This window comes from Variovorax sp. BGA-UO-ETr-C22 (genome assembly GCF_059567965.1).
Genome location: NZ_JCAQPA010000006.1, coordinates 261,761 through 286,878, shown reverse-complemented (window position 1 = coordinate 286,878; position 25,118 = coordinate 261,761). Strand labels below are relative to the sequence as shown.

Annotated in this window: 30 protein-coding genes; 15 read left to right on the top strand and 15 right to left on the bottom strand. The window is 69.0% G+C overall.

Annotated elements, in window-relative coordinates; all coding sequences use genetic code 11:
- The first annotated feature begins 1 nt into the window (after position 1).
- From AC57B8_RS02895 to AC57B8_RS02880, 4 genes are all read left to right on the top strand, one after another.
- Positions 2 to 991, top strand: coding sequence for a FecR domain-containing protein (locus AC57B8_RS02895; RefSeq protein WP_496478600.1), 990 nt, complete (start codon positions 2 to 4; stop codon positions 989 to 991).
- Positions 992 to 1,121: 130 nt separating this feature from the next.
- Complete coding sequence (locus tag AC57B8_RS02890; protein WP_496478599.1) at positions 1,122 to 3,629, top strand: TonB-dependent siderophore receptor; 2,508 nt, start codon at positions 1,122 to 1,124, stop codon at positions 3,627 to 3,629.
- Positions 3,630 to 3,706: 77 nt separating this feature from the next.
- Positions 3,707 to 4,129 carry a GNAT family N-acetyltransferase gene (locus AC57B8_RS02885; protein ID WP_496478598.1) on the top strand — a complete coding sequence of 141 codons (423 nt, stop codon included), beginning with the start codon at positions 3,707 to 3,709 and terminating at the stop codon, positions 4,127 to 4,129.
- Between the two features lie 102 nt (positions 4,130 to 4,231).
- Positions 4,232 to 4,423 carry a hypothetical protein gene (locus tag AC57B8_RS02880; RefSeq protein ID WP_496478597.1) on the top strand — a complete coding sequence of 64 codons (192 nt, stop codon included), beginning with the start codon at positions 4,232 to 4,234 and terminating at the stop codon, positions 4,421 to 4,423.
- Positions 4,424 to 4,460: 37 nt separating this feature from the next.
- On the opposite strand, the gene AC57B8_RS02875 is transcribed toward AC57B8_RS02880, so the two are convergent.
- The 3 genes from AC57B8_RS02875 to AC57B8_RS02865 all read right to left on the bottom strand — a co-directional run bounded on the left by AC57B8_RS02875 (position 4,461) and on the right by AC57B8_RS02865 (position 7,023).
- Positions 4,461 to 4,892 (bottom strand): VOC family protein, encoded by a 432-nt coding sequence (locus AC57B8_RS02875; RefSeq protein WP_496478596.1) that lies wholly within the window; start codon positions 4,890 to 4,892, stop codon positions 4,461 to 4,463.
- An 80-nt stretch (positions 4,893 to 4,972) separates the two neighbouring features.
- Positions 4,973 to 6,454, bottom strand: a complete 1,482-nt coding sequence (locus tag AC57B8_RS02870) for an ankyrin repeat domain-containing protein (RefSeq protein ID WP_496478595.1) — start codon at positions 6,452 to 6,454, stop codon at positions 4,973 to 4,975.
- Positions 6,455 to 6,513: 59 nt separating this feature from the next.
- Entirely contained in the window at positions 6,514 to 7,023 is a 510-nt protein-coding gene (locus tag AC57B8_RS02865; RefSeq protein WP_496478594.1) for a hypothetical protein, read from the bottom strand.
- A 123-nt stretch (positions 7,024 to 7,146) separates the two neighbouring features.
- On the opposite strand from AC57B8_RS02865, the gene AC57B8_RS02860 reads away from it, so the two are divergent.
- Positions 7,147 to 7,848, top strand: coding sequence for a phytanoyl-CoA dioxygenase family protein (locus AC57B8_RS02860; RefSeq protein WP_496478593.1), 702 nt, complete (start codon positions 7,147 to 7,149; stop codon positions 7,846 to 7,848).
- A 152-nt stretch (positions 7,849 to 8,000) separates the two neighbouring features.
- Positions 8,001 to 8,387, top strand: coding sequence for a VOC family protein (locus AC57B8_RS02855; RefSeq protein ID WP_307693193.1), 387 nt, complete (start codon positions 8,001 to 8,003; stop codon positions 8,385 to 8,387).
- An 18-nt stretch (positions 8,388 to 8,405) separates the two neighbouring features.
- Here AC57B8_RS02855 and AC57B8_RS02850 read toward each other — a convergent pair whose 3' ends face one another.
- Positions 8,406 to 9,122, bottom strand: a complete 717-nt coding sequence (locus AC57B8_RS02850) for a winged helix-turn-helix transcriptional regulator (protein WP_070061093.1) — start codon at positions 9,120 to 9,122, stop codon at positions 8,406 to 8,408.
- A 103-nt stretch (positions 9,123 to 9,225) separates the two neighbouring features.
- On the opposite strand from AC57B8_RS02850, the gene AC57B8_RS02845 reads away from it, so the two are divergent.
- On the top strand, positions 9,226 to 10,647 hold the full coding sequence (locus AC57B8_RS02845; RefSeq protein ID WP_496478592.1) for an FAD-binding oxidoreductase: 1,422 nt from the start codon (positions 9,226 to 9,228) through the stop codon (positions 10,645 to 10,647).
- Between the two features lie 63 nt (positions 10,648 to 10,710).
- Here AC57B8_RS02845 and AC57B8_RS02840 read toward each other — a convergent pair whose 3' ends face one another.
- Positions 10,711 to 11,022, bottom strand: coding sequence for a hypothetical protein (locus tag AC57B8_RS02840; RefSeq protein WP_369646643.1), 312 nt, complete (start codon positions 11,020 to 11,022; stop codon positions 10,711 to 10,713).
- A 130-nt stretch (positions 11,023 to 11,152) separates the two neighbouring features.
- A complete protein-coding gene (locus AC57B8_RS02835) occupies positions 11,153 to 12,046 on the bottom strand; it encodes a LysR family transcriptional regulator (protein ID WP_447745114.1) in 894 nt (297 codons plus the stop codon).
- Positions 12,047 to 12,134: 88 nt separating this feature from the next.
- On the opposite strand from AC57B8_RS02835, the gene AC57B8_RS02830 reads away from it, so the two are divergent.
- Together AC57B8_RS02830 and AC57B8_RS02825 are read left to right on the top strand one after the other, a co-directional pair.
- Positions 12,135 to 12,953 (top strand): NAD(P)H-dependent oxidoreductase, encoded by an 819-nt coding sequence (locus tag AC57B8_RS02830; RefSeq protein WP_496478591.1) that lies wholly within the window; start codon positions 12,135 to 12,137, stop codon positions 12,951 to 12,953.
- 95 nt (positions 12,954 to 13,048) lie between these two features.
- On the top strand, positions 13,049 to 13,438 hold the full coding sequence (locus AC57B8_RS02825; protein ID WP_062481469.1) for a DUF427 domain-containing protein: 390 nt from the start codon (positions 13,049 to 13,051) through the stop codon (positions 13,436 to 13,438).
- A 126-nt stretch (positions 13,439 to 13,564) separates the two neighbouring features.
- Here AC57B8_RS02825 and AC57B8_RS02820 read toward each other — a convergent pair whose 3' ends face one another.
- From AC57B8_RS02820 to AC57B8_RS02800, 5 genes are all read right to left on the bottom strand, one after another.
- Complete coding sequence (locus AC57B8_RS02820; RefSeq protein ID WP_095947133.1) at positions 13,565 to 13,945, bottom strand: helicase SNF2; 381 nt, start codon at positions 13,943 to 13,945, stop codon at positions 13,565 to 13,567.
- Between the two features lie 246 nt (positions 13,946 to 14,191).
- Positions 14,192 to 15,001 carry an APH(3'') family aminoglycoside O-phosphotransferase gene (locus tag AC57B8_RS02815; RefSeq protein ID WP_496478590.1) on the bottom strand — a complete coding sequence of 270 codons (810 nt, stop codon included), beginning with the start codon at positions 14,999 to 15,001 and terminating at the stop codon, positions 14,192 to 14,194.
- Between the two features lie 3 nt (positions 15,002 to 15,004).
- A complete protein-coding gene (locus AC57B8_RS02810; protein WP_062481473.1) occupies positions 15,005 to 15,340 on the bottom strand; it encodes an SMR family transporter in 336 nt (111 codons plus the stop codon).
- 114 nt (positions 15,341 to 15,454) lie between these two features.
- Positions 15,455 to 15,988, bottom strand: a complete 534-nt coding sequence (locus AC57B8_RS02805; protein ID WP_492740844.1) for a cupin domain-containing protein — start codon at positions 15,986 to 15,988, stop codon at positions 15,455 to 15,457.
- The gene (locus AC57B8_RS02800; RefSeq protein WP_492740845.1) at positions 15,985 to 16,728 is read right to left on the bottom strand and encodes an NAD-dependent epimerase/dehydratase family protein; all 744 of its coding nucleotides are present in this window, start codon (positions 16,726 to 16,728) and stop codon (positions 15,985 to 15,987) included. Before AC57B8_RS02800 ends, AC57B8_RS02805 begins: the two co-directional genes overlap by 4 nt.
- 96 nt (positions 16,729 to 16,824) lie before the next feature.
- Between AC57B8_RS02800 and pdxR the strand changes: the two genes are divergently transcribed.
- Entirely contained in the window at positions 16,825 to 18,246 is a 1,422-nt protein-coding gene (gene pdxR, locus AC57B8_RS02795) for a MocR-like pyridoxine biosynthesis transcription factor PdxR (RefSeq protein WP_492740846.1), read from the top strand.
- A gap of 3 nt (positions 18,247 to 18,249) precedes the next feature.
- Here the strand turns inward: pdxR and AC57B8_RS02790 are convergent, their stop codons facing one another.
- Positions 18,250 to 19,062: an ankyrin repeat domain-containing protein gene (locus tag AC57B8_RS02790; RefSeq protein WP_496478589.1), complete on the bottom strand. Its 813-nt coding sequence runs from the start codon at positions 19,060 to 19,062 to the stop codon at positions 18,250 to 18,252.
- 338 nt (positions 19,063 to 19,400) lie between these two features.
- On the opposite strand from AC57B8_RS02790, the gene AC57B8_RS02785 reads away from it, so the two are divergent.
- Genes AC57B8_RS02785 through AC57B8_RS02765 form a run of 5 tightly spaced genes read left to right on the top strand, consistent with a single transcriptional unit; the run spans position 19,401 to position 23,729 of the window.
- Entirely contained in the window at positions 19,401 to 20,501 is a 1,101-nt protein-coding gene (locus AC57B8_RS02785; protein ID WP_496478588.1) for a GNAT family N-acetyltransferase, read from the top strand.
- On the top strand, positions 20,498 to 21,349 hold the full coding sequence (locus tag AC57B8_RS02780) for a PA4780 family RIO1-like protein kinase (RefSeq protein ID WP_496478587.1): 852 nt from the start codon (positions 20,498 to 20,500) through the stop codon (positions 21,347 to 21,349). The genes AC57B8_RS02785 and AC57B8_RS02780 overlap by 4 nt, the downstream gene beginning before the upstream one ends.
- 22 nt (positions 21,350 to 21,371) lie before the next feature.
- A complete protein-coding gene (locus AC57B8_RS02775; protein WP_307693204.1) occupies positions 21,372 to 22,298 on the top strand; it encodes an ABC transporter substrate-binding protein in 927 nt (308 codons plus the stop codon).
- 13 nt (positions 22,299 to 22,311) lie between these two features.
- Entirely contained in the window at positions 22,312 to 23,178 is an 867-nt protein-coding gene (locus tag AC57B8_RS02770) for a GNAT family N-acetyltransferase (protein ID WP_496478586.1), read from the top strand.
- The gene (locus AC57B8_RS02765; RefSeq protein ID WP_496478585.1) at positions 23,175 to 23,729 is read left to right on the top strand and encodes an SET domain-containing protein; all 555 of its coding nucleotides are present in this window, start codon (positions 23,175 to 23,177) and stop codon (positions 23,727 to 23,729) included. The genes AC57B8_RS02770 and AC57B8_RS02765 overlap by 4 nt, the downstream gene beginning before the upstream one ends.
- Before the next feature lie 22 nt (positions 23,730 to 23,751).
- On the opposite strand, the gene AC57B8_RS02760 is transcribed toward AC57B8_RS02765, so the two are convergent.
- The 3 genes from AC57B8_RS02760 to AC57B8_RS02750 all read right to left on the bottom strand — a co-directional run bounded on the left by AC57B8_RS02760 (position 23,752) and on the right by AC57B8_RS02750 (position 25,114).
- A complete protein-coding gene (locus AC57B8_RS02760) occupies positions 23,752 to 24,048 on the bottom strand; it encodes a DUF1090 family protein (RefSeq protein ID WP_487863337.1) in 297 nt (98 codons plus the stop codon).
- Between the two features lie 90 nt (positions 24,049 to 24,138).
- On the bottom strand, positions 24,139 to 24,546 hold the full coding sequence (locus AC57B8_RS02755; protein WP_496478584.1) for a RidA family protein: 408 nt from the start codon (positions 24,544 to 24,546) through the stop codon (positions 24,139 to 24,141).
- A gap of 133 nt (positions 24,547 to 24,679) precedes the next feature.
- Positions 24,680 to 25,114 carry a vWA domain-containing protein gene (locus AC57B8_RS02750; protein ID WP_496478740.1) on the bottom strand — a complete coding sequence of 145 codons (435 nt, stop codon included), beginning with the start codon at positions 25,112 to 25,114 and terminating at the stop codon, positions 24,680 to 24,682.
- Positions 25,115 to 25,118 lie beyond the last annotated feature (4 nt).

Here is a 25,118-nt window from a genome sequence, read left to right as displayed (position 1 = left end):
GATGCAACGCACGATGGCGGTCGGGGTCGACAAGGCCGTCGCCCTGCAGGCGGCGCAATGGTTCGTCCTGCTGCAGTCGGGCGAGGCCACGGCGGCCGATCGCACGCAATGGACGCGCTGGCGGGCGGCCGACCCCGCGCACGAAACGGCCTGGCAGCGCGCCGAGCAAGTCAGTGGCAAGTTCGGCAGGCTGCCGGGCGCGCTGTCGATGCCGGTGCTGGGCCGCGCGGTGCGAAGCGATCGCCGCACAGCCGTCAAGGCACTCGCAGTGCTGCTGACCGCAGCGCCTGCCGGTTGGCTGGCCTGGCGCGCATCGCCGGCACGCGAATGGCTGGCCGACCACCGCACCGCCACGGGCGAACGCCGCGAACTGCGCCTGGCCGACGGCACGCGCATCCAGCTCAACACCGCGACGGCCATCGACGTGGCCTACGGCGCGACGCAGCGCGTGGTGCGGCTGCATGCGGGCGAAATACTCATCGAGACGGCGCCCGATGCCGTGCCCTCTTCCGACCCCACCTACCGCCCCTTCATCGTCGAGACCGCGCAGGGGCGCCTGCGTGCGCTGGGCACGCGCTTCGTGGTCCGGCAGCACGAAGACGATCGCAGCCATCTGACGGTGCTCGACGGCGCGGTCGAGGTTCGCCCCGACCACGCGCGCAGCCTGGCGGCGGTGGTGCGTGCCGGCGAGCAGGCCATGTTCTCTTCGGCGGCCATCGGCGAGATCACGGCGGCAGCCGCCGATGCCGACGATTGGTCGCGCGGTGTCCTGCGCGCCAGGAACATGCGGCTGCACGACTTCCTCGCCGAGCTGGGCCGCTACCGGCCCGGCGTGCTGCGCTGCGATCCGGCCGTGGCCGACCTGCGCGTGTCGGGCGTGTTCCAGCTGCGCGACACGGGCCCGGTGCTCGACAGCCTGCCGCAGGCCTTGCCGGTGGACGTGCTCTTTCGCACGCGCTACTGGGTCACGGTGGTGGCGCCGGGCGGTTGAGGCATCGGGTGCCGGCGGCGATTTCGGCCGTTGCGATTTTTTCTGTCGCGGCCTGTCCCCTTTTCTTTCCTCGCGTGTGAAGCCTTGAGGAACAGCAACTTCACACCCCTTGCAGGAGAGAGAGAAATCCATGGCCCGTCGCCGACCGTCCCCCCTTGATTCCGACACCGTCTCGTTGCGTGCGCTGTCGCTCGCCGTGCATGGCGCGTTGTTCGCCATGGCGTGCGCTGCCGCCGGGACGGTCGCCGCGCAGACACCGGGTTTGCCCAACGCACCAGCCGCACAAGCCGAAACACGCAAGGCCTACAACATCGCGCCCGGCCCACTCGACGAGGCCCTGTCGAGCTTCGCCGCCTCTGCCGGCGTGAGCATCACGATTCCGCCTGCCCTCGCACAGGGCAAGCGATCGCCCGGCCTGCAGGGCCAGCATGCCGTGGGCGAAGGCTTCGCGCGGCTGCTGGCCGGCTCGGGCCTCGAGGCGGCGGGTGGTGCGGGCGGCGCGTATGCACTGCGCCGCTCGAGCATCGGCGGCCCTGCAGACACCGGCGCCGACGGGAGCACCACGCTCGCACCGGTCACCGTCATGGCCGAGGCCGAGCGCAGCGCCACCACCGAAGGCACGCGCTCGTACACGGCGCGCGCGCTGACGCTCGGCAAGGGCGAGCAGGCACTCAAGGACATTCCCCAATCGGTGAGCGTGATCACGCGCCAGCGCATGGATGACCAGGGCCTCGTCGACCTGCGCGACGCGGTCAACAACGTCACGGGCGTGGTGGGCGTCAAGGGCGTGGGGCCGGGCATGGTCCTCACGTCGCGCGGCTTCCAGATCGACGCCTGGCAATACGACGGCGTGCCCGTGCCGCGCAACATGTACTCGCTGGGCAACTGGGCCACCGAAGACACGGTGTTCTTCGACCGCGTGGAAGTGCTGCGCGGCGCCTCGGGCCTGCTGCAAGGCACCGGCAGCCCGGGCGGCGCGATCAACCTCGTGCGCAAGCGCGGCCAGCCCGAGAAGACGCTCACGCTCACCGGCAAGGCAGGCTCGTGGGACCACTACGGCGCGCAGCTCGACGCCGGCGGTCCGCTCAATGCCGAAGGCACGCTGCGCGGCCGCGTGGTGGTCGACGAAGACCGCAGCCACTCGTTCACCGACTACGTGTGGCGCAAGACGCGCTCGCTCTACGGCGCCATCGACTACGACATTTCCCCCGACACCACCGTCGGCTTCGGCGTGAGCCACTCGCACGCCAAGGGGCGTCCGATGCTGCGCGGTTTTCCGCGCTACCCGGACGGCACCGACATCGGCCTGCCGCGCTCCGTGTTCACGGGCGCCCTGTGGAACCACAGCGACATCGAGCAGACCACGGTGTATGTCGACGCCGAGCACCGCTTCAACGACAAGTGGAAGCTGAAGTTCTCCGCGCTCGGCATGAACGAGAAGAACAGCGCGCAGCACCAGCGCATGCACGGCGACGTCGCGGCCGACGGCAGCGGGCTGAACTTCGCCGACTGGGACACCCGCTTCGATTCGCGCAAGCTCGGCTTCGACGTCTACCTGCGCGGTCGCTTCGACGCGCTGTCGATGCAGCACGACCTGACCATCGGCGCCAACTACTCGAAGTTCGAGTCGACCGACCGGTATGCGCGCCGGTTCAGCGGCGGCGGCAACATCTTCGCCATCGACCACAACCGCCCCGCGCAGAACTACGACACCATCATGGCCGCCGGTGGCGGAAAGAGCCACACGCACTACGACGTGCGGCAAAAGGGCATCTACGGCAGCTGGCGGGCCCAGCTGGCCGAGCCGCTCACGGCCATCGTCGGCGCGCGCCTGAGCTGGTACGACTACCTCTACTCGAGCCAGTCCGCGGGCTTCACGAGCACCGTCAGCACGTCGGGCGAAGTGACGCCCTATGTCGGCCTCGTGTTCGCGCTCAACAAGCAATGGTCGGCCTACGCGAGCTACACCGACGTGTTCGAGCCGCAGACCGAGCGCACCGTCTCGGGCGACGGGCTCAAGCCCATCATCGGCAGCAACTACGAGGTGGGCCTGAAGGGCGAGCTGATGGACGGCCGCCTGAACACCTCGCTGGCCGTGTTCCGCTACAACCACACCAACCGCGCCGTGACCGACCGCGACGGCGGCTTTGCCTGCGATGGCTGGTATTGCTCCAAGTCGTCGGGCAAGGTGCGCAGCCAGGGCTTCGAGGCCGAGGTCAACGGCGAGGTCGCGCCGCGGCTGCAACTCACGGCGGGCTACACCTACAACACCACCCGATTCCTCGAAGACCCGGACAACAAGGGCAAGATCTTCAGCCAGTGGACGCCCAAGCACATGCTGCGCGTGTGGACCAACTACCAGCTACCGGGCGACTGGAGCCGGCTCAGCGTGGGCGGTGGATTCAGCATCCAGAGCCACACGCTGGGCTACGACCGCACGTACAAGGTGCCCGGCTTCGCCGTGTGGAGCGCGCGCCTGGCCTACCAGCTGACGCCGGAGGTGGCGCTGGCCGTCAACATCAACAACGTCTTCGACAAGCGCTACTACATCCCGGCCTACAGCGAGGCCAACGGGAACAACAACTACGGCGATCCGCGCAACGTGCTGTTCACGGTGAAGTACACGCCGAAGCTGTGAGTTGTGGAGAAGGGGCACGTGGGTGGCGTGGCCCTTTTTCGTTCTCTCGCTGCCAAAGCGCGGAAAATCGCCTCGGCATGAACTACACGATTTCGAACGAACGAACCGTCACCTGGCAGGAGTTTGGCCATCTGATGGCGTTGGTCAGTTGGGGCAGCGGGTACGACGAAGCATCGTTCGAACGCTCCCACCGGGCCTACCCGCTCGTCGTCCACGCACGTGCAGACAGCGGCGCGCTTCTCGGCTATGTCTCAGCCTTCAGCGACGGGGCATTCACGACAATGCTCGGTGAACTGGTTGTCCACCCGGACGCCCAGGGCTCGGGCATCGGCCGGGCGCTACTGAGCGCCGTTGAAGCGGAGTTTCCTGGTGTCCCTGTCTATGTCAAGGCGCTGGGCAATGCGAAGCGATTCTTCGAGGCATGCGGCTATCGCAGCCCGAGCGAAGAAATGACAGTGCTGTTCAAGAAGGCTCGTCCTCGCTCCGCGCAGGCTCTTTGATCAGTGCATGACCCCGAAGCGAGAGAAACAACGAACGCCTCCTGATGATGAGTAACCCCGAAACGACTGCGTGGGTACGGGCGAACGCTGGACGCGTCATGCATGAGTGAAAAACTGAACTTCGTAGGGGGTGCCATCGGCCTCCTGGTCCTGCTGGGCGGCACGGTTTTCTGGCTCCGACACGACCTGAAGCGCCTGCGCAGCCTCAAGCGAAAGCTGCGGCTCGGCGCCCTGCTCACGCAGGCGAAACAGGACGAGCTGGCGTTGCTGCAGGGAAAGTACCCCTGGGCCTGACGGCCGCCCTCGCCTTCACGACCGCACGTCGAACGGATCAGAACCTGATCCGCACCGAAGCCGCGCTCCGATCGGCCTCGCCGTGGAACACGGCCTCGATGTTGTTGCCATCCGGGTCCAGCACGAACGCCGCGTAGTAGCCCGGGTGGTAGGCGCGTTCACCCGGCGGGCCGTTGTCCCGGCCTCCGTGCGCCAATGCGGCCTGGTAGAAGGCGTCCACCATGGCCCGGTCCTGCGCCTGGAATGCGATGTGGTGCCGCCCGGTGAGTTCGCCCTGCACTTCGTCGCTGTCGCGCGTCGACACGAACAGTTCGTCGGCCCAGAAGTTGCGCGCGTCGGAGCCGCCCATCGGGATCTTCAGCGCCTCGAAGACGGCGCTGTAGAAGACCTTGCTGGCCGCCAGATCGCGAACGACCAGTCCGATGTGGTCGATCAGGCGGCCGCGATGCAGTTCTTTTTGTGTACTCATGAAGCGCTCCTGTCGGTGGAGATCGGAGTGGCGGAATCTACCAAAGCCAACCTCGGATATCGAGCGACAGGGTTTGTATCTCAGGGCCGACTCAGCTTCAGCAATTTCCTCCATGCGGCCAGCGACGCGCCATGCGATGGCGGGCGCGCCTGCAGCCATGCCTGCGCCGATGCGTGCGGCGGGTAGTGGCTTCGCAGCGCCGGATCGGCACCTGCCGCCACCAGCAGCCGCGCGATCTCGAGGTGGTTGCGCGCCACGGCGCGCATCAGGGCGTTGTCCGTCCAGAACCCCGCTTGCGGCAAGGCGCTTTCAGTGCCGGGCGCGGGTGCGAACGGCAACCGGCCGACAGGCAACGCGGCCTGCAGCAACGTCGGTGAACCTGCCTGCGACGCGAGCGAAACGTCTTTGCAAGGAGGCGGCAGCACATGGACCAGGCGGGGCAGCCCCGACGAGGTCTGCGGCTGCGGCACCAGCTCGCTGCGCAGCGGCGCGGGGGTCTGGTGGTTCACGTCGACACCCAGGGCCAGCAAGGCGCGCACGGCCTCCACGTTGCCGGCATCGACCGCCGACGCCAACGGCGTCATGCGTCCGCAAGCGATCGTCTCGAAGGCGCGGTAGGCGGCCAACGCTTCTTGCGGCCTCTTCTGCAGGATCAGCAGGTAGACCCGCGCCTCGGCCGGAGCCCCCGCTTCGAGGGACGGCCACTGCGGCGGGTCCATGGCCCGTTGCAGCAGGAGGGCAGCCTGCAGATGCCCCTGCGTCGCTACTGCACGCACAGCGCGTTCGGTCGCCGGCAGGCCCTGCGCCAGGAGCAGGCGAACGACCCCCGCATCGCCACCCCTGGCCGCCGCATCGAGCGCGTTGTGCCCATCGGCATCGGTGCCCCGCACTGCGTCCGGCTCCATGACCGCCAGGAGCTGCCGAACGCTCTCCAGGCTCCCCTTCTCCGCCGCCATCGCCAGCGCCGACACGCCCTGCGCATCGCGCACATCAGGACGAGCGCCCGCGGCGAGCAACAGCCGCACACGCGCCGGGTCGTGCGCATGCTCGATCAGCGGCGGGTTCGAACTCGCGGCGTTGGGGTCGGCACCGGCGGCCAGCAGCGCCTGGATGGCCCAGGTCGTGGGTGCGAAGAACAACGGAAGGCCGCCGTTGCGATCGGGGGTGTCGGGGTTCGCGCCTGCCTTCAGCAGCAGCACCAGGGTCTGGCGGTAGTCGATCGCGTGCGTGTCGCTGATGCCGCCGGAGCCCGCGAACTTGGCTGCGCGCAACAGCGCCGTCTCGCCGTCGTTGGCGTTGCGGTAGTTCACATCGGCATGGCGACGCAGCAGGAACTTCACCATCTGCGCGTTGCCTTGCTGCGCGGCCTTCATCAGCGGCGAGTCGCCCACGTTGAAGCCGTAGCCCTGCACATCGTTGGCACCAAAGCCCTGCGCAAGAAATGCCTCGACCTCGCGCAGGCGACCGCGCTCCACGGCATCGAAGAACGCGATCTGCGCTTGCGCGGACGTCGTGTCGCGAGCGGGTTCGGCCTCGGCCGGGTGCGCTGGCATGTGGAGCATGAGAGCTGATGCGAAGGCGATGCACCAATGAAAGGATGGGTTTCGTGTGAACACTGCGGTCAGGCCTCGCTGGCCTGTCGATCGATGTCCGCCACGAGGCCTTGCAGCCACAGGCGGTGATCACTGAAAGTGCTCAGTCGCTCCTCGGCCTCTGCCCTCGCAGCCAGGTGCTGATCCAGATACCGGAACCCGACCCGCCGTGCGGCCTCGTGCAGAACGCCCTCGGGCACATCGTTTTCATACAGCACGTCGAACCGGGTCACCCAGAAGCCTTGCTCGGTCAACGCGATCCGCTCGAACGCGCGAGGGTCTTCCACGCTGAACTCGACGAACTCCAGGCCGCCCGGATGCGCGCGCACACCCGTGACCCGGCTGCTGCGATCCCACAGCGGAACCCATGGTGGCCCCTCGGGTGCGCGGGCGCCGTGGTACGCCAGGAACGACGGCCCCAGGCAGACCGTGCGGAACACTTCATGGAGGCACCCGCCCATCGCCAATTGCACCAAGGGCGCGGACGCGCCGAGCCGCTGCAGTGTCGCCACCCGCAAAGTCTCTGCCACCACCGTCATCCTGTGCCCTCCCTGATCTGCTGTCGGCCGATGTTAGCCACGTCCGCCATGTGCAGCAGCTCTTGTATTCTTGCTTCCACGCCGCGCCGCGTTCATTGACCGACTGCGCGGCCGCCTCAAGCCATGACCCCCTCTCACACTGACTTCTTCACCGACAAGGGCTATGTGCGGTTGAAAGGCTTCCATCCGCACAAGCAGATCGCGGGCCTGCGGCAGAAGCTGCTCGATGAGATCAAGCGCCTGAAAGCCTTGTCCGGTGGAAGGAGCCTGCCCGGCGCGCTGCACAAACTCCCCGTCTTCCAGCAGATCGGCAAGCTGTCGGCGCTCGTCAAGGTGCCCGGCGTGCACGAAGCGCTGGTGACGCCGGCGCTGATCGACTGCGTCACCCGCCTGGGCGGGCGCGCTCCGACCGCCATCCAGGACACGCAGCTGCTGCTGTCCCCGCCCCTTCAAGGCGCCTCGACCCTCACTGGTTTGAACTGGCATGTCGACGTCTCGACCCGACCGCAAGATCCGCTGCCGGGAATCCAGGCCTTCTTCCTGATCCACGACGTGGCACCCGGCGGCGGCGCGACCTTGGCGTTGGCCGGATCGCATCGCGTCGGCACGCCGGGGCGGGTTGCGGCCTCCGAGCTGAGGCAGCTTCTGAAGACGACCGGCGACCTGGCGCAAAGCCTTCACCCACTGGGCCTCGGCCTCGTCGAGATGTCAGGACGCGCCGGTGACGTCTTCCTGATGGACCTGCGCCTCTTGCACACGCCCTCCGTCAACTCGACGAAGAACGTGCGGATGATGGCGACGACGCGCTGCTTCCTGAACACCTGAGGCGAGTTCACGAAGGGCCTCGCATCACCAAACAGGTTACCCACCGCACTGGCATCGCACCCGCCTCAGGCGTAAGCTGACCACCACCCGGCCAGCCAAGGCCATGCCGCCAAGCGGCACCCGCTGCGCCGAACTGTGCGAAAGGACCCACCATGCTGTCCGACTCGTCTGTCACGACCATGCTTCCCGTGAAGGACATGGACCGCGCGCGTGCCTTCTACGAGGGCTGCCTGGGCCTGAAGGCGGGTGGCTTGCGGCCCGACGGCAAGTTCGTCTACACGGTGGGCGGCAGCACGCTCGCGCTGTTCCCCAAACCCGAAGGCACCAAGGCCGACCACACAGCGATCAGCTTCCAGGTGCCGGACATCGCCGCCAGCATCGACAAGCTGAAGCGCGCCGGCGTGGTGTTCGAGGACTACGACTTTCCCGACCTGAAGACGGTCGACCATGTCTGCGTCCTCGGTTCGGAAAAAGCGGCCTGGTTCAAGGACACGGAAGGCAACTTCCTGTGCATCCACGAGGACCTTGCGCCGACGTAACTGGCTCGCCGTGAGCAGCTACGGCGCCAGAGATTGGCCGTCCGGCAACTTCCGTCCCGCGGCGCGACGCGTCGAGGCGAACACGCTGGTGCCCAGCCACCGCCACAGGTCTTGCGCGTCGCACCTCGCCCCATCGACACGGATCTCGCGCGACTGAAGCGCCTGCGCAGGCGTGCGATCGCCCGTCCACACTTCGGTCAAGGCGCGCACGGAGGCATCCACCACGAGCGTCAGCTCGCGCCCCGGGTCGTCGCGGCACAGATCGGCCACGCCGTCCTCCACCACGAGCCACCACGCGCGCTCGCGCGTCCGTGCGTCGCGAAGCTGGAAGTGGATGATCACCGGTCGGGGCGGGAACTCCTGAATGCACGCGAACCGGCGCATGTCCCACATGAGCAGGCCCGCATCCAGTTCATCGTCGCGCAGGCGGCTGCCGATCCACTGCGCACCCCAATGGCCCAGCGCCATGACGATGGGTCGAAGTTCCTCGCCAGCCTCCGTGAGGCTGTATTCCCACACCTTGCCGACGGTGTTGCGGCGCACGACACCGAACTCCTCGAGGCGGTGAAGCCGCTGCGCCAGCAGGCTGGTGGACATTCGCGGGACGCCGCGATGCAGGTCGTTGAAGCGCTTGCTGCCGCACAGCAACTCGCGCACGACCAGCGGCGTCCATCGCTCGCACAACACCTCGGCCCCCCTGGCGACGGTGCAGAACTGACCGTAGGTATTTTCCATCGCCTCGTCTCCAGAGCGGCAACGCTTCAGATTCTGGACTTGTTCGCTCGCCTGGTCACGCGCAAGCTGCCCCCGACTTCCTCACTCTTTTCGGAGACCACTCATGACGATCCAACTCACACGCATGGACGGCGGGACCGTGGACCTTTCGCCGGAGATCCTGCAGTCGTTCAAGGCCACGTTCAAAGGCCAGGTGCTGACCGCGGATGACCCGGCCTACGAAGAGTCGCGCAAGGTCTGGAACGCGATGATCGACCGTCGCCCGGGCCTGGTGGCGCGCTGCACCGGCACGGTCGATGTCGTGCAGGCCGTCCGGTTCGCACGCCAGCACGGGCTTCTGAGTTCCGTGCGCGGCGGCGGCCACAACATCGCCGGGCTTGCGGTCTGCGAGGGCGGCCTCATGATAGACATGTCGCTGCTCAGAGGTGTCTGGGTCGATCCAGCGCGTCGCACGGCGCGCGCGCAAGCGGGCTGCACGCTGGGCGACGTCGATCGCGAGACACAGCTGCACGGGCTCGCCGCCGTGCTCGGTTTTGTGTCTGCCACCGGGATCGCGGGCCTCACCGTCGGCGGCGGATTCGGCTACCTCACGCGTCGCCACGGCTGGACCTGCGACAACGTGGTCTCGATGGAAGTCGTGACGGCCAGCGGCGAAGTCGTGCGTGCGTCTGCGGACGAGAACGAGGACCTGTTCTGGGCGCTGCGTGGTGGCAGCGGCAACTTCGGCATCGTCACCTCCTTCGAGTACCGGCTCTTTCCCGTCGGCCCCGAAATCCTGGGCGGTGCGATCGCATGGAGCGGCGATGACGCCCGGCAGGTTCTCGACGCCTACCGTGCGTTCAGCGCAGAGGCCCCGCGCGAACTGACCAGCGTGGCGGTCCTGCGGATCGCGCCGCCGGCCCCCTGGCTCCCGAAGGAAGTGCACGGCAAGCCGATCGTGGCCATCTTCGTCTGCTACACCGGCAAGGTCGAAGAGGGAGAAGCATTGATCGCACCGCTGCGCAGGCTTGGCCAGCCGGTGGCCGACATCGTGACGCGCCGGCCCTACACGCAGATGCAGAGCCTGCTCGACGCCACGCAGCCCAAGGGACGGCGCTACTACTGGAAGTCGCACTACCTGCCAGGCATCGATCAGCGGACCATCGACCTCGCCGTGACGCATGCGGGCCGGATTCAGTCGCCCCATTCGGCCATCCTCCTGTTCCAGATACAGGGTGCGCTGGGCGAGCTGCCTGCCGGGCATTCGCCGGCGGGCAATCGGGACGCGGCCTATGTGCTGAACATCGCGGGCTCCTGGGAGAAGCCGGGCGACGACCACATCCACATCCAGTGGGCGCGGGACTGCTTCGAAGCGACGCGCGCCTGCTCGACAGGCGGGGCCTACATCAACTTCCTGACGGAGGAAGAGGGTCAGGACCGCATCGAAGCCGCGTACGGCCGGGCCAACCTGGACAAACTCGCGGCGCTCAAGCGCAGGTACGACCCCGGGAACTTCTTCCGTCACACAAAGAGTGTCTCCGGCTGAACCGATCGTCGGCGACTTGTTGGCGGCCCTTCAAAGGTGCATTCAGCGCGGGCGCCCGGTGACCTAGTCCCACGCAGGAAGCTGCAGCAAGGCATCGGTGGGACGGTCCAGGATGTCGACGCCAGCGAAAGCGGTCCCGCCCGGCAAGAGCCGGGCGTCGCAAATGACTTCCCAGCCGTGGCTTTCAGTGCGCCGGGCCAGGCACACCTCCTCGCCGGCCGCAAGGAGCTTGACGCATTCGCCGACGCTGACGCGCTGTGCCGTGCCAAGGGCAAATTCCGTCGAACCGAACTCCTTCTCCACGACCGGGTGAATGGCGACGAGGTCCACCTTTCCGTCCTTGAAGTGAACCGCGGTAATTGCGTGCTGGGCCATCTTCGACCTCCATTCGTGCAGAGAGAGCCCCGACAGGCCCACGCTTCGACTGTACGCCCGCAGCGGCAAGTTCCCCGTCGTCATGGCGGAAAGCCGATGCCGGCGAAGGGGGCGGGCGCGCCAGCCGGCGCTACAAGCTGCGGGCGATCTGCTCGCGCAGCCACCGATGCCCCGGGTCGCGATGCCGGCGCTCGTGCCACAGCATCGCCATCTCGTAGCCCGGCACCTCCAGCGGCGCCTCCACCACGCGCAGCCCTGGCGCGCCGCGCGCCAGGCGCTCGGGCAGCATGGCGACCATGTCGGTGCTGACCAGCACCGACATCATGAAAAGAAAGTGCGGCACCGACAGCGCCACGCGCCGCGTGAGGCCCTGCGCCGCCAGCGCCTCGTCGGTGGGGCCGGCAAAGCCGCCGCCGCTGAGCGACACCACCACATGCTCCAGCGCGCAGAACTGCGCGAGCGTGGGGCGGCGCTTCAGGCGCGGGTGCCCTGCCCGTCCGGCCAGCACGTAGCGCTCGTGGAACAGCACGCGCCGGTGCAGGCCCGGCGGCGCGCCCACGCTGGTGTGGAAGAACAGGTCGATCTCCGCCTGCTCGAGCTGACGCGCCATGCGCGTAGGCACGGCCTCGACCACGGCCAGCCGCGTGTTCGGCGCGGCCGCGCGCAGGCCGGCCAGCGCGGGCAGCAGGATGGCCGACTCGGCGTAGTCGGCCGCGGCCACGCGCCAGGTGGTGGTCGCCTTGGCCGGGTCGAAGGGCTGGCTGGGCGCCACCGCGCGGCCCAGCGATGCGAGCGCTTCGCGCAGCGGCTCGCGCAGTTCGTCGGCGCGTGCGGTGGGCCGCATGCCGCGCTGCGCGGGCACGAGCAGCGGGTCGTCGAAGAGCTCGCGCAGCTTGGCGAGCTGCACGCTCACCGAGGGCTGCGAGAGGTTCAGGCGCTCGGCCGCGCGGGTCACGTTGCGCTCGGCCAGCAGGGTGTCGAGCGTGACCAGCAGGTTGAGGTCGATGCGGCTGAAATTGTTCATGGCGATACCTGGCATTCAAACTATTCATTTCCAATATAGCTTGGCAATCCCTAACCTGAGGGCATCTTCACTCGAACCCTTTGACACCGTGAACATCCTGCTGGTTATTGCCCATCCCGAAGCCGCCTCACTGAACGGCTCGCTCCATCGCTTCATGGTCGAACGCCTCACGAGCGCGGGCCATTCCGTGCGCGTGTCCGACCTGTACGCGATGCGCTGGAAGCCCGCGCTCGACGCCGACGACTTTCCGGCGCGCGACACCGCCGCGCCCTTCGACCCCGTGCTCGACTCGCTGCGCGCCTTCGAGGGCGGCACGCAGACCGCCGACATCGCCGCCGAGCAGGAGAAGCTGCTGTGGGCCGACGCGGTGATCCTGCAATTCCCGCTGTGGTGGTACTCGATGCCCGCCATCCTCAAGGGCTGGATCGAGCGCATCTACGCCTACGGCTTTGCCTACGGCGTGGGCGAACATTCCGATACACACTGGGGCGACCGCTTCGGCGAAGGCACGCTGGCCGGCAAGCGCGCGATGCTGGTGGTGACGACCGGCGGCTGGGCCTCGCACTACGCCCCGCGCGGCATCAACGGGCCGATGGACGACCTGCTGTTCCCCATTCACCACGGCATCCTCTACTACCCCGGCTTCGACGTGCTGCCGCCCTTCGTGGTGCACCGCACGGGCAAGGTCGATGCCGCCGCCTATGCGCGCATCACCGGCGAGCTCGGCGAGCGGCTCGACACGCTGTGGACCACCGACCCGATTGCGTTCCGCCCGCAGAACGGCGGCGACTACGAAATTCCGGCGCTCACGCTGCGCGAACACATCGCGCCGGGCCGCTCGGGCTTCGGTGTGCACCGCAAAAACAGCGAATCTGAAACTTTGGTTTTCGAGCCCGGCCGCCTTTAACCACGCCGGGAACAGGTGGATTCGCGGGAGACTTCAAATCGTCGCGACAACGCAGCAAGATGCGCATCCGCCGATTCGTCCGAAGGAGCTTGTCCATGTTCGCCACGCCAGAACGCACCGTCAAGATTCCGGGCCCCGACCATGCGATCACCATCACGCCGAATCCGTTGCGCGTGGTGGTGTCGGTGGGAGGCCATGTCATTGCCAGCTCGCGCGAGGCGCTGACCTTGCGTGAATCGCATTTCGGTACGGTGCATTACCTTCCGCGCAAGGACGTGCGCATGTCGCTGCTGGAGCGCACCACGCATGCGACCTACTGCCCGTACAAGGGCGAGTGCGCCTACTACAGCATTCCAGCCGGCGGCGAACGCTCGGTGAATGCCGTGTGGACCTACGAGTCACCCTATGAATCGGTCGCACCGATCAAGGACTACGTGGCCTTCTATCCGGACCGCGTGGGCACGATCGAAGAACGCTGCTTCTGACAACCGCCCCGCCCCGTTCGTGAAAAAACCGGCCCTTGCTTTCGCAAGGCCGGTTTTTCTTTCCCTGGCCCGCCCACACCCGCCCCGTGGGGCCGAGTGCGCGTGCTTGCCTGTCAGACCGATCGATTACAGCGGCAGTGCCTCGCCGCGAGCGGCGGCACGGGCCTCGGCGCGCACGCTGGCGCGGTCCAGGCCGCTGGCCAGCACCGGGGCCACGCGGGAGGTCACGGCCTCGCTGTAGGGGTTCTCGCTGCGGGCGGCCACCACGGCCTGGGCGCGCACGGCGTCACGGCTCACGGTCGACACGAACACCTGGGCGGGGCCTGCCTCGGCGCCGGTGGCATAGGGGTCGGCGCTGTGCGCGGCCACGACAGCTTGTGCGGCGACATCGGCGCGGCTGGCGGCCGAGGTCAGGCGATGCACGCCTTCGTAGGTTTCAGCGTGGGCGGCACCGGCGACGGCCATCAGGGCAACAGCAACGGCGGAGAGGATCTTCGAGGCGTTCATGGCGGTTTCCTTCTTCAATTCAGTTCAGTAGTACAAGTGTTTGCTTGGATGGTTTGAACCGGTCTTGGGTGGGTCACCGTCCCTCTTCTTGAAGGGCGGCCAACTCGCTCGGGGCCTGTTCATCCGGATCGGTTTTGGGGGCCGGTCCGTGAGATGAATTGTGCGGCGTGATCTAGGTAAAAACCCGCAGCAAAAAGAACCACGGCGTTCCCGAAAAGGAAACAATGCGGCGCGCCGGCGCCGCCATCAGCCCCAGGTCAGCGGGTCGAGCCGAAGATAGAACTCGAGCCGGCCGCCGTCGGGCGCGTCGATGCCCAGCTGCGCGAACAGCAGGGCATGCGCGGCGCGCGCGTCGGCCGCATCGCGCCAGCTCTCGCGCGCATTGCCCAGCAGCAGCGACAGGTCGACATACCGGTCCGCCGTGCCGAGCCGCCCCACGTCGATGAGGCCCGTGCATTGCAGCGTCTGCGGATCGACAAGGAAGTTCGGCAGGCAGGCATCGCCGTGGCACACGACGCGGTCTTGCGCCTCCTGTGCCAGCCGGTGCGGCAGGTCGGCGTGCAGCCGCGCCAGCAGCAATGGCGGCGGCACGTCCTGCTGGTCAGGGTCGAGGAACTCCGGGTTCACCGCGCCGCGCGCGACGACATCGGCGGCGCGGTCGAACATCGCCGACAGCGGGCGCGCGAAGGGGCACTCGCCCGCCGGGATCTCGTGCAGCGCGCGCAGGCGCCGCGCCATCGACGGCCAGGCACGCAGCAGATCCGCCGCCGGCAGGTCGCTGGCCGGCACGCCCGGCACCGCGGCCGTGACCAGGCAGGCGCCTTCGGGTGTCACGCGCCAGTCGAGCACGCGCGCGGAGCCGACGCCGTACGGCGCGAGCCATTCGGTGCGGCGACGCTCTTCGTCGAGCTGCGTGGCGCTCGCGCCGAGCGACACCTTCGCGAAGGCCGCGCCATCGCTGCGGCGGAACACCGCATCGCCCGACTCGCCCTCGCTGGCCGGCGTCCACGTCGTGCCGGCGGGCAAGCGGGGCAGCAGCTGTTCGATCGTGCCCATGCCTCAGTGCCCCACCGACTTCGAGAACACGTTGACCACCACCACGCCCGCGATGATCAGCCCGAGCCCGACGATGGCCGGCGCATCGAGCGTCTGGCCGAACCAGAGCCAGCTCACGACCGAGATCAGCACGATGCCCACGCCCGACCAGATCGCGTAGGCGATGCCAGTAGGCAGCACGCGCAGCGCGAGCGAGAGAAAGTAGAACGACACGGCGTAGCCCACCACCGTGGCCACGCTGGGCCAGAGCTGGGTGAAGCTGTCCGAGGCCTTGAGGAAGCTGGTCGCGAGCACTTCGACGACGATCGCGACAGCGAGGTATGCATAGGTCAGGGTCATCGCCGGACTCTAAACGCGCGCAGTCCGTGCGGCCCCGGTGGCCTTGCGCGATCCGGGGCCGAAGGCGCGTGCGTTTGACGCTCTCTCGAAGCTGTGCGCACAGCACCAGAAGCTTCAGGGCGGCAGCAACAACGGTCCGCAGTTGGTATCGGTGACGAACACTGCCATCAGCTTCGCGGGCTTCACCGGGTCGGGGTTCTCCGCGAACATGTGCAGCGTGTTCGGCGGCTCGAAGAAGGTCTCGCCGCTCTTGAAAGTGCCCACGGGACCGCCGCCCAGCTGCGAGCGGATGGTGCCCTCGACAATGATCGCGGTCACCGAGCCCGGGTGCCGGTGCGCGGGCGAATAGGCCAGCGGCGGAAAGTCGACCAGCACTGTCGTCACCGACTTGCCGGGCACATGCGGCAGCGCCTCGCACGACAGCACCTTGACCTGCGTCGCGGGCCGCGCCGTGGCCTCCGAGCCTGCGGGCACGGGCGCAGACGCGAACATCGGCCGCGCCACCGAACTGCACACGTCGGCGAACCACTGCACGGCCTCCTGCTGGCCGGCGCGCGGCATCAGCGCCCAGCCGGCGGCGAGCACCAGCGACAGCCCCGCGAGGCCCGCGCCGATGGAGGGCGCGCGATGCCAGCGTGCGGCCTTCATGACGCGACCTCCTGTGACAGCCGGAATGCCGCATGCCACCCCAGTTCGCGCCTTGCCTTCTCGCTGCTGACCTCGGCGCTGTCCTCCGCGATGTTGAAGATGCCGCCGCGCGCATGCCGCATCGCGAGCAACGCCGCCCAGGCCGCGGCCTCGACATGCACCGGGCTCACGCCCTTCGGTGCCGCGTTCGAAGTGCCCGGCCCATGCAGCTGCCCATAGCGCAGCACGGTGCCCGTGAGACCGACGGCACCCAGCACGCTGCGCTCCAGCGCCGCCACGCCGTCGATGCTGATGCGGCGACCGCCTTCGGCCCCGAGGTCGAGCGGCTCGTCCTCGGCGTGCGGCGTCGGCCCGGGCGCGTAGGCCCAGGCGATGCTTTGCGCAATCAGCTGCTTCGCACCGGCCGCCAGCGTCGCCGCCACGAGGTGCCGCGTGCCCTCGATGCGCACGCGCGCATTGCGTACCACCGCCTCGGCCATCAGCGCCGGGTCCAGGTCCCGGGGCAGATCGGTGAGCTGGTGGATGACGACCGTGGGCGCGATGCGCACCAGCGCGTCGCGCAAGGCCTGCGCGTCGAACACATCGACGACGACCGGCGTGGCACCGCGTGCCTCCAGCGCCGCCGCACGCTCGGCCCGGCGGGTGCCGCCATGCACCGTGTGGCCGGCCTCGACCAGCAGCGGGATCAGCACCGAGCCCACGGCCCCGGTCGCGCCCGCCACGAATACCTTCTCGCCCATTGCGTGTCCTTCTTTCCTGCTGGCTGTTCGAAGGCTCGAGCTTAGGATCGTGATGCACCAGACGAAAGAACCAAGAATCGTCAAAATGACTGGGCCATGACCGAACCGCCAGACAACGCCCTCCCCGGCATCGACCGCTCCACGGCGACCCCGCTGCATCGCCAGGTCTACGAGCGCTTTCGCACGGCCATCGAACACGGCGTGCTGCGCCCCGGCGACCGCGTGGCGTCGGCGCGCAGCCTGGCCAGCGAGCTGGGCGTGGCGCGCGGCACGGTGGAAGCGGCCTACAGCCAGCTCGCGGGCGAAGGCTATTTCTGCGCGCAGGGACAGGCGGGCACGGTGGTGTCGCCGTCGCTGCCGATGCAGCGGCCGGTGCGCGCCGGTTCGCGCCCCGTCGCGGATACGCCTGCACTGGCGGGCCCCGCCGCCCCACCGCCGCTGCAGCTCGGCATCCCGGCACTCGATGCCTTTCCGCGCAAGCTCTGGGCACGGCTGATGGCCCGCCGTGCGCGCGCCATGGGCGCGGCCGACCTGTTCTACGGCGACCCCGCGGGCCATGCGCCGCTGCGCGAGGCCATCGCGGCCTACCTGCGGGTGTCGCGTGGCGTGGCCTGCCAGCCGGCGCAGGTCTTCGTCACCGGCGGCTACCGCGCGTCGCTGGCGCTGGTGGCGCGCACGCTGCTCGCCAGGGACGACCGCGTGTGGATCGAAGACCCTGGCTACGCCCCCACGCGCGACGTGCTGCACAGCGCCGGCCACCGCGTGGTGCCCGTGCCGGTGGACGACGAGGGCCTGATGGTCGCGCGCGGCGTGCGCCGCTCGCCGAAGGCGCGCATGGCGGTCGTCACGCCCTCGCACCAGGCGCCGCTGGGCGTGTCGATGTCGCTGGCGCGCCGGCTGCAGCTGCTCGACTGGGCCTCGCGTGCGAAGGCCTGGATCGTCGAGGACGACTACGACGGCGAGTACCGCTACGCCGGTGCGCCGCTGCCCGCGCTCAAGAGCCTCGACGGGCACGACCGCGTGCTGTACGCGGGCAGCTTCTCGAAAGTGCTCTACCCGGGCCTCGCGCTGGGCTACCTGGTGGTGCCGGAATCGCTGCGCGCACGCTTCGAGGACGCGTCGCGCACCGCGTCCAACGGCTGCCCGCAGATCACGCAGGCCACGGTGGCCGACTTCATGCGCGACGGCCATTTCTCGCGCCACCTGAAGAAGATGCGCCTGCTCTACGCGCGCCGCCGCACCCTGCTGGTCGAGGCCTTGCACAAAGCCTTCGGCGACGGCGTGCGCATCGACCTGCAGGCCGGCGGCATGCACCTGATCGCGCGCTTCGAAGGGCACCGCGACAGCGACGTGGTGCTGGCCCGTCGCGCGCAGGCGGCCGGCCTGAACTGCCAGCCACTGACAGCCCGGGGCACCACGGCCGTTGAAAGCCAGGGGCTGCTGATGGGCTTCACCAACGTCGCCTCGCCCACCCAGGCGCGACAGCTCGCGACCCGGCTGCGCGCGGCGTTGGGCTGAGGCTCAGGCGCGCAGATCGACTTCAGGCCGCATCGACGACGCGCCGTTCCAGCGCACCTCGAAGCCCGCGCCGCGAAACTGGCCGACCACCAGTTCGCCGACGCGCTGCATGTCCGCATCGCCGCCCTCGGGCGCGCCCCAGAACGCGAGCGAGAGCTGGCTGGTGCGCTTGGCGCGGTTCTGGTCCTGCCGCGTGTAGAAGCAGAAGCCGTGCACGCCGGCCTTCTTGCCGCCGCGTTCGCGGAACGCTTCGGAGCAATCGGAGAAGCCGTCGGACTGCGTGTCGCCCGCGTCCTGCAGCGCGACCAGGCCCGCCTGCGTCAGCGCGGCGAACACGTCGGCGATGCGTGCTTCGGCGGCGCGCCATTGCGCGGCGCTCATCTTCACCGGGTCGGGCTCGGGCGGCGGCGGTTCGGGCAGCGCGTGGCCGGTGATGCGCGAGAGCAACTCGGCGACCTCTTCCTCCATCGCGTTCTCCGTGATGTGGTTGCCGTGGCTGTCGTGCACGTCGGGGTTGGCGCCCGCGTCGATGAGCAGTTGCACCGGCTCCGTGGTCGGCGAGAACTCGGCCGCGAGGTACAGCGCGGTGCGGCCGCCGGTACCGGTGTATTCGAGCGGGCTGCCGGCGTCGAGCAGCAGTTGCAGCACGGCGAGGATCGGTTCGAGCTCGGCTTCGTTCGTACCCGCCGCGGCACATTGCAACGCGGTGAAGCCCTGCTTGTTCACGGCGGCCAGGTCGGCCCCGGCCGCGATGCAGGCGCGCACCGTGTCGACATCGGCTTCGCCCGCCGCGTCGAAGATCTTCTTCGGATTCATGGCATCTCCCTGTTGGTTTTTGGATTCTGCCGCAGGCGCCTTGCACTTCACAGACCGCGCGAACCTCGCTACATTCGACGCCTCGATCAACAAACCGGACTGGAGGTGCGCGATGGAAGACACTGCTATTCACTCTCCCTCCCACGTACGGTTCGTCGGGTCGCATCCGAACTGCTGCTGAAGCGCTTTCCACGCTCCAGGTGCCGCTGAAGGCACCACCAGCCAGCCCGTTCGACCCTCGCGGTGTCCTGCCGCGACACGCCGTCCGATTCAGACAACGCCACGCCGGCACACGAGTGCCGCGCGCGGTCCGTTCCCTTTTCGAATCAAGGCTCACCATGCTTGAAACCCGTGCCGCCGATGCGCGGCAGTTCGTGACTTCCCTTTTCGATCCGCAGCGGGCGTCCGCTGAAGAATGGGCGCAGGCCCTGGCCTACTGGCGCCAGCGCCACGACGAAGACTTTCCGGGCGAGCCGCAGCCCGACGACGCCCACACCCAGCAGGACGTGCGCCAGCACACGCCGCTGCATGTGGTGCACCGCGCCTTCGCGCGGGACGCACAGGGGCGCATCGTCGGCAGCCTCAACATGGGCGTGCGCCGCGAAGGCTCGCCCGACTACGCGACCTTCGCGCCTTTCATCGACGTGTGGGGCGGCGTGCTGCGATCGCACCAGCGCCAGGGCGTGGCCAGCACCTTGCTGCACCGGCTTCTGGCGCTGATGGAGACTCGCGCCCCCACCACCGCGACCTTCAAGGCCCACCTGCCAGAAGGCCGGGCGTTCCTCGCGGCCATCGGTGCGACCGAAAAGCACCGCAGCATCGAGAACCGCATGGCCTTCGCCGGCCTCGACTGGGCGGCGCTCGCGCGCTGGCGCGCCGACGCCCTCGCGCCCACGCACGGGCTGCGCCTGGAGATCCACGCGGGCCGCGTGCCCTTCGATCGGCTGGCCACGCTGATGGCGCCGCTGTCCGCGCTGCTCGAAGACGCGCCCACCAGCGCGCTGGAACGCGCGCCCCTGCGCTTCGAGCTGGAAGGCTTCCACGCCTGGTACGCCGAAATCGACCGGCGCGGCGGCGAGCACTTTCTCGTGCTGCTGCGCGATGCCAACGACGACGTGGCCGCCGTGTGCGACGCCAGCTGGAACCAGCTGTACCCCGACCGCATGTTCCAGCGCCTCACCGGGGTTGCCCGCCATTGGCGCGGCAAGGGACTGGCCAAGGGCGTGAAGGCGATCATGTTGCAGCTCGTGCGCGAACGGCATCCCGAGGTGGCGATCGCCGTCACGCACAACGCCGAGGTCAATGCGCCCATGCTCGCCATCAACCACCAGCTGGGCTTTGCCCCGCACAGGCATGATGGCGCCTACCAGATCGGCACGGAAAGCCTGAGGGCCTTCCTCTCGACCCGCCCCCTGGCTGTGCCGGAGGCGCGCGCATGAAGACACCCCCCAGACTGCAATCCCTCGTCGACGAAGGGCTGATCGACAGCGTCGTGCGCCAGCTCATGAGCGGCAAGGAAGCCATGGTCTACGTCGTGCGCTGCGGCGAAGAAACGCGCTGCGCCAAGATCTACAAGGAAGCCGACAAGCGCAGCTTTCGCCAGGCCGTCGACTACACCGAGAACCGGCGCGTAAAGAACACCCGCGAGGCGCGCGCCATGGCCAAGGGCACGCGCTTCGGCCGCAAGGTGACCGAGGCCATCTGGCAAAGCGCCGAGGTCGATGCGCTCTACCGCCTGGCCGCTGCGGGCGTGCGCGTGCCCACGCCGCACAACTTCCTCGAAGGCGTGCTGCTCATGGACCTGGTGACCGACGCCCACGGCGACGCCGCCCCGCGCCTGAACGACGTGGCCTTCTCGCCCGACGACGCGCTGCGCCACCACGCGAGCCTGCTCAAGGAAGTGATGCGCATGCTCTGCGCGGGCATCGTGCACGGCGACCTGTCGGAGTTCAACGTGCTGCTGGCCGAAGACGGCCCGGTGATCATCGACCTGCCGCAGGCCGTGGACGCGGCCGGCAACAACCACGCCAAGCGCATGCTGCTGCGCGACGTGGAGAACCTGCGCAACTTCTTCGGGCAGTACGCGCCCGCGCTGCTGCAGACGCACTACGGCGACGAGATCTGGCAGCTGTACGAGCGCGGCCTGCTGCGGCCCGAGACCGAGCTCACGGGCACCTTCGTGCGCGAGACCGGCCCGGTCGATCTCAGCAACGTGCTGCGCGAAGTGGACGACGCGCGGGCGGAAGAAGCGGCGCGCCAGCTGCGGATGCAAGCGCCGCGACAATAGCGGGCTGACTCCGCCCGCCCCGATGACTTCCAACGCCCTGCCCCAGCGCCCACCCTTTTCAACCGCCTTCCGCCACATCGCCCGGGCCGCGGCCTTCGTGGCACTGGGAATCGGCCCGGCCGCGCACGCCGGCGCCATCCGGCTGGAAGACGACCGGGGCCGGGTGCTCGAGCTGCAGGCGCCCGCCAGGCGCATCGTGTCGCTGATGCCCTCGCTCACCGAGACGGTCTGCGCGCTCGACGCCTGCGACCGGCTCGTGGGCATCGACCGCCACGCCAACTGGCCGGCGGCGGTGAAAGGCCTGCCGCAGGTGGGCGGCATGGACGACGCGAACATCGAGCGCATCGTCGCGCTCAAGCCCGACCTCGTGTTGCTGCGCCCGCGCAGCCGCGCCGCCGAAGCGCTGGAGCGCCTGGGCATCAAGGTGCTGGCGCTCGACGCCAAGACCCATGCCGACATGCGCCGCGTGATGGAAACCGTGGCCCGCGCCACCGGCAAGCCGGGCGCGGGCGAGGCCTTCTGGCGCAGCCTCGATGCCCGGCTGAACGCGGCCCGCGCCCGCGTGCCGCTGAACTGGCAGGGGCGGCGCGTGTACTTCGAGGTGCACGGCGGCGTGGCGGCGGCAAGCGAAAGCTCCTTCATCGGCGAAACCCTGGCGCGCCTGGGCCTGGCCAATGCGGTGCCGGGCTCGCTCGGCCCCTTCCCCAGGATGAACCCCGAGTTCGTGGTGCGCGCCAACCCCGACGTGCTGATGGTCTCGGCCCTCGGCGAAATCTCGGCCATGGCGGGGCGCCCCGGCTGGTCGGCCATGTCGGCCATCCAGCGCGGGCGCGTCTGCAGCTTTGCCTCGGCGCGCTTCGACCTGATGATGCGGCCCGGCCCCCGGCTCGACGAGGCGGCCGACGCCATCGTGAATTGCCTTGCGTCGCTGGATGCGCCGCGCAACTGATCTTCGGCACGCCATGAACTTCGACATCGTTCCCGCCGCGAACTTCGGCACCGACGAACTCACCGCGCTCTGGAATCGCGCCTACGAGGACTACTTCGTGCCGATCGCGTTCGACCGCGCGATGTTCGAGCGGCACGTGCGGCGCGCCCAGGCCGACCTGGACCTCTCGCGCGTGATCGTCGCCGGCGGCGAGGCCTGCGGCCTCTCGCTCGTCGGCCGGCGCGGGCCGCGCGCCTACCTCGCGGGCTTCGGCATCGCGAGCGCGCAGCGCCGCCGGGGGCTGGCGAAACAGCTCATCGAGGCGCAGCTGCGCGACCTGTCGGCGGCCGGCATCGCGCAAGTGCAGCTCGAAGTCATCGAACAGAACCCAGCGCGGCAGCTGTACCGGCAGGCGGGCTTCGTCGAAACCCGCGCGCTCGAGGTGCTCGAAGGCAGCTTCGAGCCTGGTGCCGATACAGCTTCGACAGCGCCCGATACCGACGCGCTCGCCGCCCTGCATGCGGCCTGCGCGGCCGTCTCGCGCCCCACCTGGCGCCGCGAGTGGCCGACCGTGCAAGGTGCGCTCGCGCACGACGGCGCCGTGGCCCTCGGCGCGGCAACAGGCGGCTACGCCATCCTCCTGCCGCCGGCCTTGCCGCTGCACATGCTGCTCGACGCCGCCGCGCCCGACGAAGCCTCGGCCCATGCCTTGCTCGACGCGCTCGCGCAGGCACGCCCCGGCGCGCGCTGGCGGCTGGTCGACGAGCCCGAGGGCAGCGCGCTGCACCGCGCGATGGCCGCACGCGGCGCCACCGTTGTCATACGCCAGATCGAGATGACCGCGACACTCCAGCCCCAGCCCACCTTTTCTTCCGATTCCTCGCGCCCCGTCCGTTCATGAAGTCCCCCAAGCGAACCTCGTCCACCCCCTCCATCCGCGTGGGCCCCAGCGGCGTGCATGGCCTGGGCGCCTTCGCCACGCGCGACCTGCCGGCCGAAGCCTTCCTCGGCCTGTACGAAGGCCGCCGCTACACCAGGCAGGAAGTCGCCTCCAAGCTCTGGGACGACCAGCTCACCTACCTGTTCACGCTGACGACCGGCGAGACCATCGACGGCGCCAAGGGCGGCAACGCCACGCGCCACCTGAACCATTCGTGCGAGCCGAACTGCGAGGCGGTCGAGGAGTACGACGAAGCAGGCGAGATGGTGCTGCGCTTCCAGACGATGGAGGCGGTGGAAGCCGGCGACGAGCTCTTCATCGACTACTCGCTCACGGCCGACGACGGCTCGCCGCCCTCGAAGTACCCCTGCCATTGCGGCTCGCCGAACTGCCGCGGGACGATGTTGGCGCCGGTGGAGGCCGTGGCGGAGAAAGACGGGCCGGCCACGGCGGCCGACGTGGCGCCGGCTGCGTCGGACCCGCGCAGGCAACTCAGCGACCTGCCCTGGTGAGGTAGCTGCGAGCCGCCAAGGCTCAGGGCGACTCGCTCTTCACGCTGCGCAGTTGCGCCTCCGCGCGTTCGAGCTCGGTGCGCAGCGCGCGGATCTCGCGTTCCAGTTTCTCGATGCGTGCTTCGCGGCTCATCGGCGCCAGCGCCTGGCAGCGCAGCTGCAGCGCGCTCAGGGTGTCGGCCAGCTCGCGCCGGCGCAGCATCTGGCCGCGCGAACGGGCCAGGGCCATGTCGCGCTCCAGCACGGCTTCCTGCGCCTTGCACTCTTCGGCACTCAAGGGCTGCGCGGCCGGCTCGGTTTGGGCAAAGGCGGCAGGCATGGCCAGGGTCAACGCAAGGGCCAGGAGACGGGGTTTCGGACGCATGCCATACGGTACCCGAACTGCCTGGCGGAACAGGCCTTCAGCCCTTCAGGCTGCAGCTGTTCTGGCAATGCACTTGATCTCGATCAGCCAGTCCGGGCTGCCCAGCCGCGCCACCTGCACCAGCGTCTGCGAGATCTGCGGCTCGCCGCCGAACATCTCGGCGCGCAGGGCGAAGAGCGCGTCGGCCTGGCCGAGGAAGCCGTCGATGTCGGTCACGAACAGGGTTTCGTCCACCACCTCGGCCATCGAGGCGCCGAAGGATGCGAGCACGCTGCGCACGTTGGCGTAGGCCTGCCGCACCTGCGCCGCGATGTCGCCGGCGCCGACGGTGCGGCCCTCGCCGTCCACGCTCACCTGGCCCGAGAGATAGATCGTGTCGCCGACCTGCACACCGTCGGCAATGATGTGCTTGAACGCGCCTTCGCGCACCACGCGGCGGGGAGTGACGGACATGGGGTTTCCTGGGTTTCGTTGGGAGCGCCGCAGTATCGAAGGTGCCACCTGCAGCGGTGCGCCACGCGGCGGATGCCCCTTCTCGCCCCAAGTCGATCCACGAGCGCCGAGGCGCGCCCCGCGATCCTGTGATTCAGGCGCTCAGGTAGCGCGCGTCCCACTGCGCCGCCAGTTGCCGGGCCCGGTGCAGCGGTGTGCGGGCGCGCTCGAAGTCCATCACGCAGGCGACGTCCGCCGCGGCGGGGCGCGCAGGGCTTTCGTTGCTGCGGCCGTCCGTCAGCAGCCACAGCCAGCGCTGGCGGGCCTCGTGCTTCGCCAGCAGCTGCTGCGCGCGCTGCACGCCGAGTGCCAATGGCGTGCCACCGCCGGCGGCGATGGGCGCAACCCAGTCGTCGTTCCAGGCGCTGGCGCGGCGCGGTGGCAGGCGCAGCTCGACCACGTCGCCGGCAAAGCACAGCAGCGCCACATGGTCGCGCCGCTGGTAGGCCTCCTGCATCAGCGCGAGCAGCTGGCCCTTGGCGCGCGCCAACTGGCCGTCGTGGCGCATCGAAGCCGAGCAGTCGAGCAGGAAG

Bases quoted from the DNA above. Each gene is read 5' to 3' on its own strand.
- pdxR (WP_492740846.1), top strand. From the start codon at position 16,825: ATGACCGAACCGCCAGACAACGCCCTCCCCGGCATCGACCGCTCCACG.
- AC57B8_RS02825 (WP_062481469.1), top strand. From the start codon at position 13,049: ATGTTCGCCACGCCAGAACGCACCGTCAAGATTCCGGGCCCCGACCAT.
- AC57B8_RS02765 (WP_496478585.1), top strand. From the start codon at position 23,175: ATGAAGTCCCCCAAGCGAACCTCGTCCACCCCCTCCATCCGCGTGGGC.
- AC57B8_RS02770 (WP_496478586.1), top strand. From the start codon at position 22,312: ATGAACTTCGACATCGTTCCCGCCGCGAACTTCGGCACCGACGAACTC.
- AC57B8_RS02835 (WP_447745114.1), bottom strand. From the start codon at position 12,046: ATGAACAATTTCAGCCGCATCGACCTCAACCTGCTGGTCACGCTCGAC.
- AC57B8_RS02775 (WP_307693204.1), top strand. From the start codon at position 21,372: ATGACTTCCAACGCCCTGCCCCAGCGCCCACCCTTTTCAACCGCCTTC.
- AC57B8_RS02815 (WP_496478590.1), bottom strand. From the start codon at position 15,001: ATGGGCACGATCGAACAGCTGCTGCCCCGCTTGCCCGCCGGCACGACG.
- AC57B8_RS02845 (WP_496478592.1), top strand. From the start codon at position 9,226: ATGACGATCCAACTCACACGCATGGACGGCGGGACCGTGGACCTTTCG.
- AC57B8_RS02885 (WP_496478598.1), top strand. From the start codon at position 3,707: ATGAACTACACGATTTCGAACGAACGAACCGTCACCTGGCAGGAGTTT.
- AC57B8_RS02890 (WP_496478599.1), top strand. From the start codon at position 1,122: ATGGCCCGTCGCCGACCGTCCCCCCTTGATTCCGACACCGTCTCGTTG.
- AC57B8_RS02755 (WP_496478584.1), bottom strand. From the start codon at position 24,546: ATGTCCGTCACTCCCCGCCGCGTGGTGCGCGAAGGCGCGTTCAAGCAC.
- AC57B8_RS02840 (WP_369646643.1), bottom strand. From the start codon at position 11,022: ATGGCCCAGCACGCAATTACCGCGGTTCACTTCAAGGACGGAAAGGTG.
- AC57B8_RS02790 (WP_496478589.1), bottom strand. From the start codon at position 19,062: ATGAATCCGAAGAAGATCTTCGACGCGGCGGGCGAAGCCGATGTCGAC.
- AC57B8_RS02870 (WP_496478595.1), bottom strand. From the start codon at position 6,454: ATGCTCCACATGCCAGCGCACCCGGCCGAGGCCGAACCCGCTCGCGAC.
- AC57B8_RS02895 (WP_496478600.1), top strand. From the start codon at position 2: ATGCAACGCACGATGGCGGTCGGGGTCGACAAGGCCGTCGCCCTGCAG.
- AC57B8_RS02800 (WP_492740845.1), bottom strand. From the start codon at position 16,728: ATGGGCGAGAAGGTATTCGTGGCGGGCGCGACCGGGGCCGTGGGCTCG.
- AC57B8_RS02760 (WP_487863337.1), bottom strand. From the start codon at position 24,048: ATGCCTGCCGCCTTTGCCCAAACCGAGCCGGCCGCGCAGCCCTTGAGT.
- AC57B8_RS02780 (WP_496478587.1), top strand. From the start codon at position 20,498: ATGAAGACACCCCCCAGACTGCAATCCCTCGTCGACGAAGGGCTGATC.
- AC57B8_RS02855 (WP_307693193.1), top strand. From the start codon at position 8,001: ATGCTGTCCGACTCGTCTGTCACGACCATGCTTCCCGTGAAGGACATG.
- AC57B8_RS02875 (WP_496478596.1), bottom strand. From the start codon at position 4,892: ATGAGTACACAAAAAGAACTGCATCGCGGCCGCCTGATCGACCACATC.
- AC57B8_RS02860 (WP_496478593.1), top strand. From the start codon at position 7,147: ATGACCCCCTCTCACACTGACTTCTTCACCGACAAGGGCTATGTGCGG.
- AC57B8_RS02865 (WP_496478594.1), bottom strand. From the start codon at position 7,023: ATGACGGTGGTGGCAGAGACTTTGCGGGTGGCGACACTGCAGCGGCTC.
- AC57B8_RS02820 (WP_095947133.1), bottom strand. From the start codon at position 13,945: ATGAACGCCTCGAAGATCCTCTCCGCCGTTGCTGTTGCCCTGATGGCC.
- AC57B8_RS02805 (WP_492740844.1), bottom strand. From the start codon at position 15,988: ATGAAGGCCGCACGCTGGCATCGCGCGCCCTCCATCGGCGCGGGCCTC.
- AC57B8_RS02850 (WP_070061093.1), bottom strand. From the start codon at position 9,122: ATGGAAAATACCTACGGTCAGTTCTGCACCGTCGCCAGGGGGGCCGAG.
- AC57B8_RS02785 (WP_496478588.1), top strand. From the start codon at position 19,401: ATGCTTGAAACCCGTGCCGCCGATGCGCGGCAGTTCGTGACTTCCCTT.
- AC57B8_RS02810 (WP_062481473.1), bottom strand. From the start codon at position 15,340: ATGACCCTGACCTATGCATACCTCGCTGTCGCGATCGTCGTCGAAGTG.
- AC57B8_RS02880 (WP_496478597.1), top strand. From the start codon at position 4,232: ATGAGTGAAAAACTGAACTTCGTAGGGGGTGCCATCGGCCTCCTGGTC.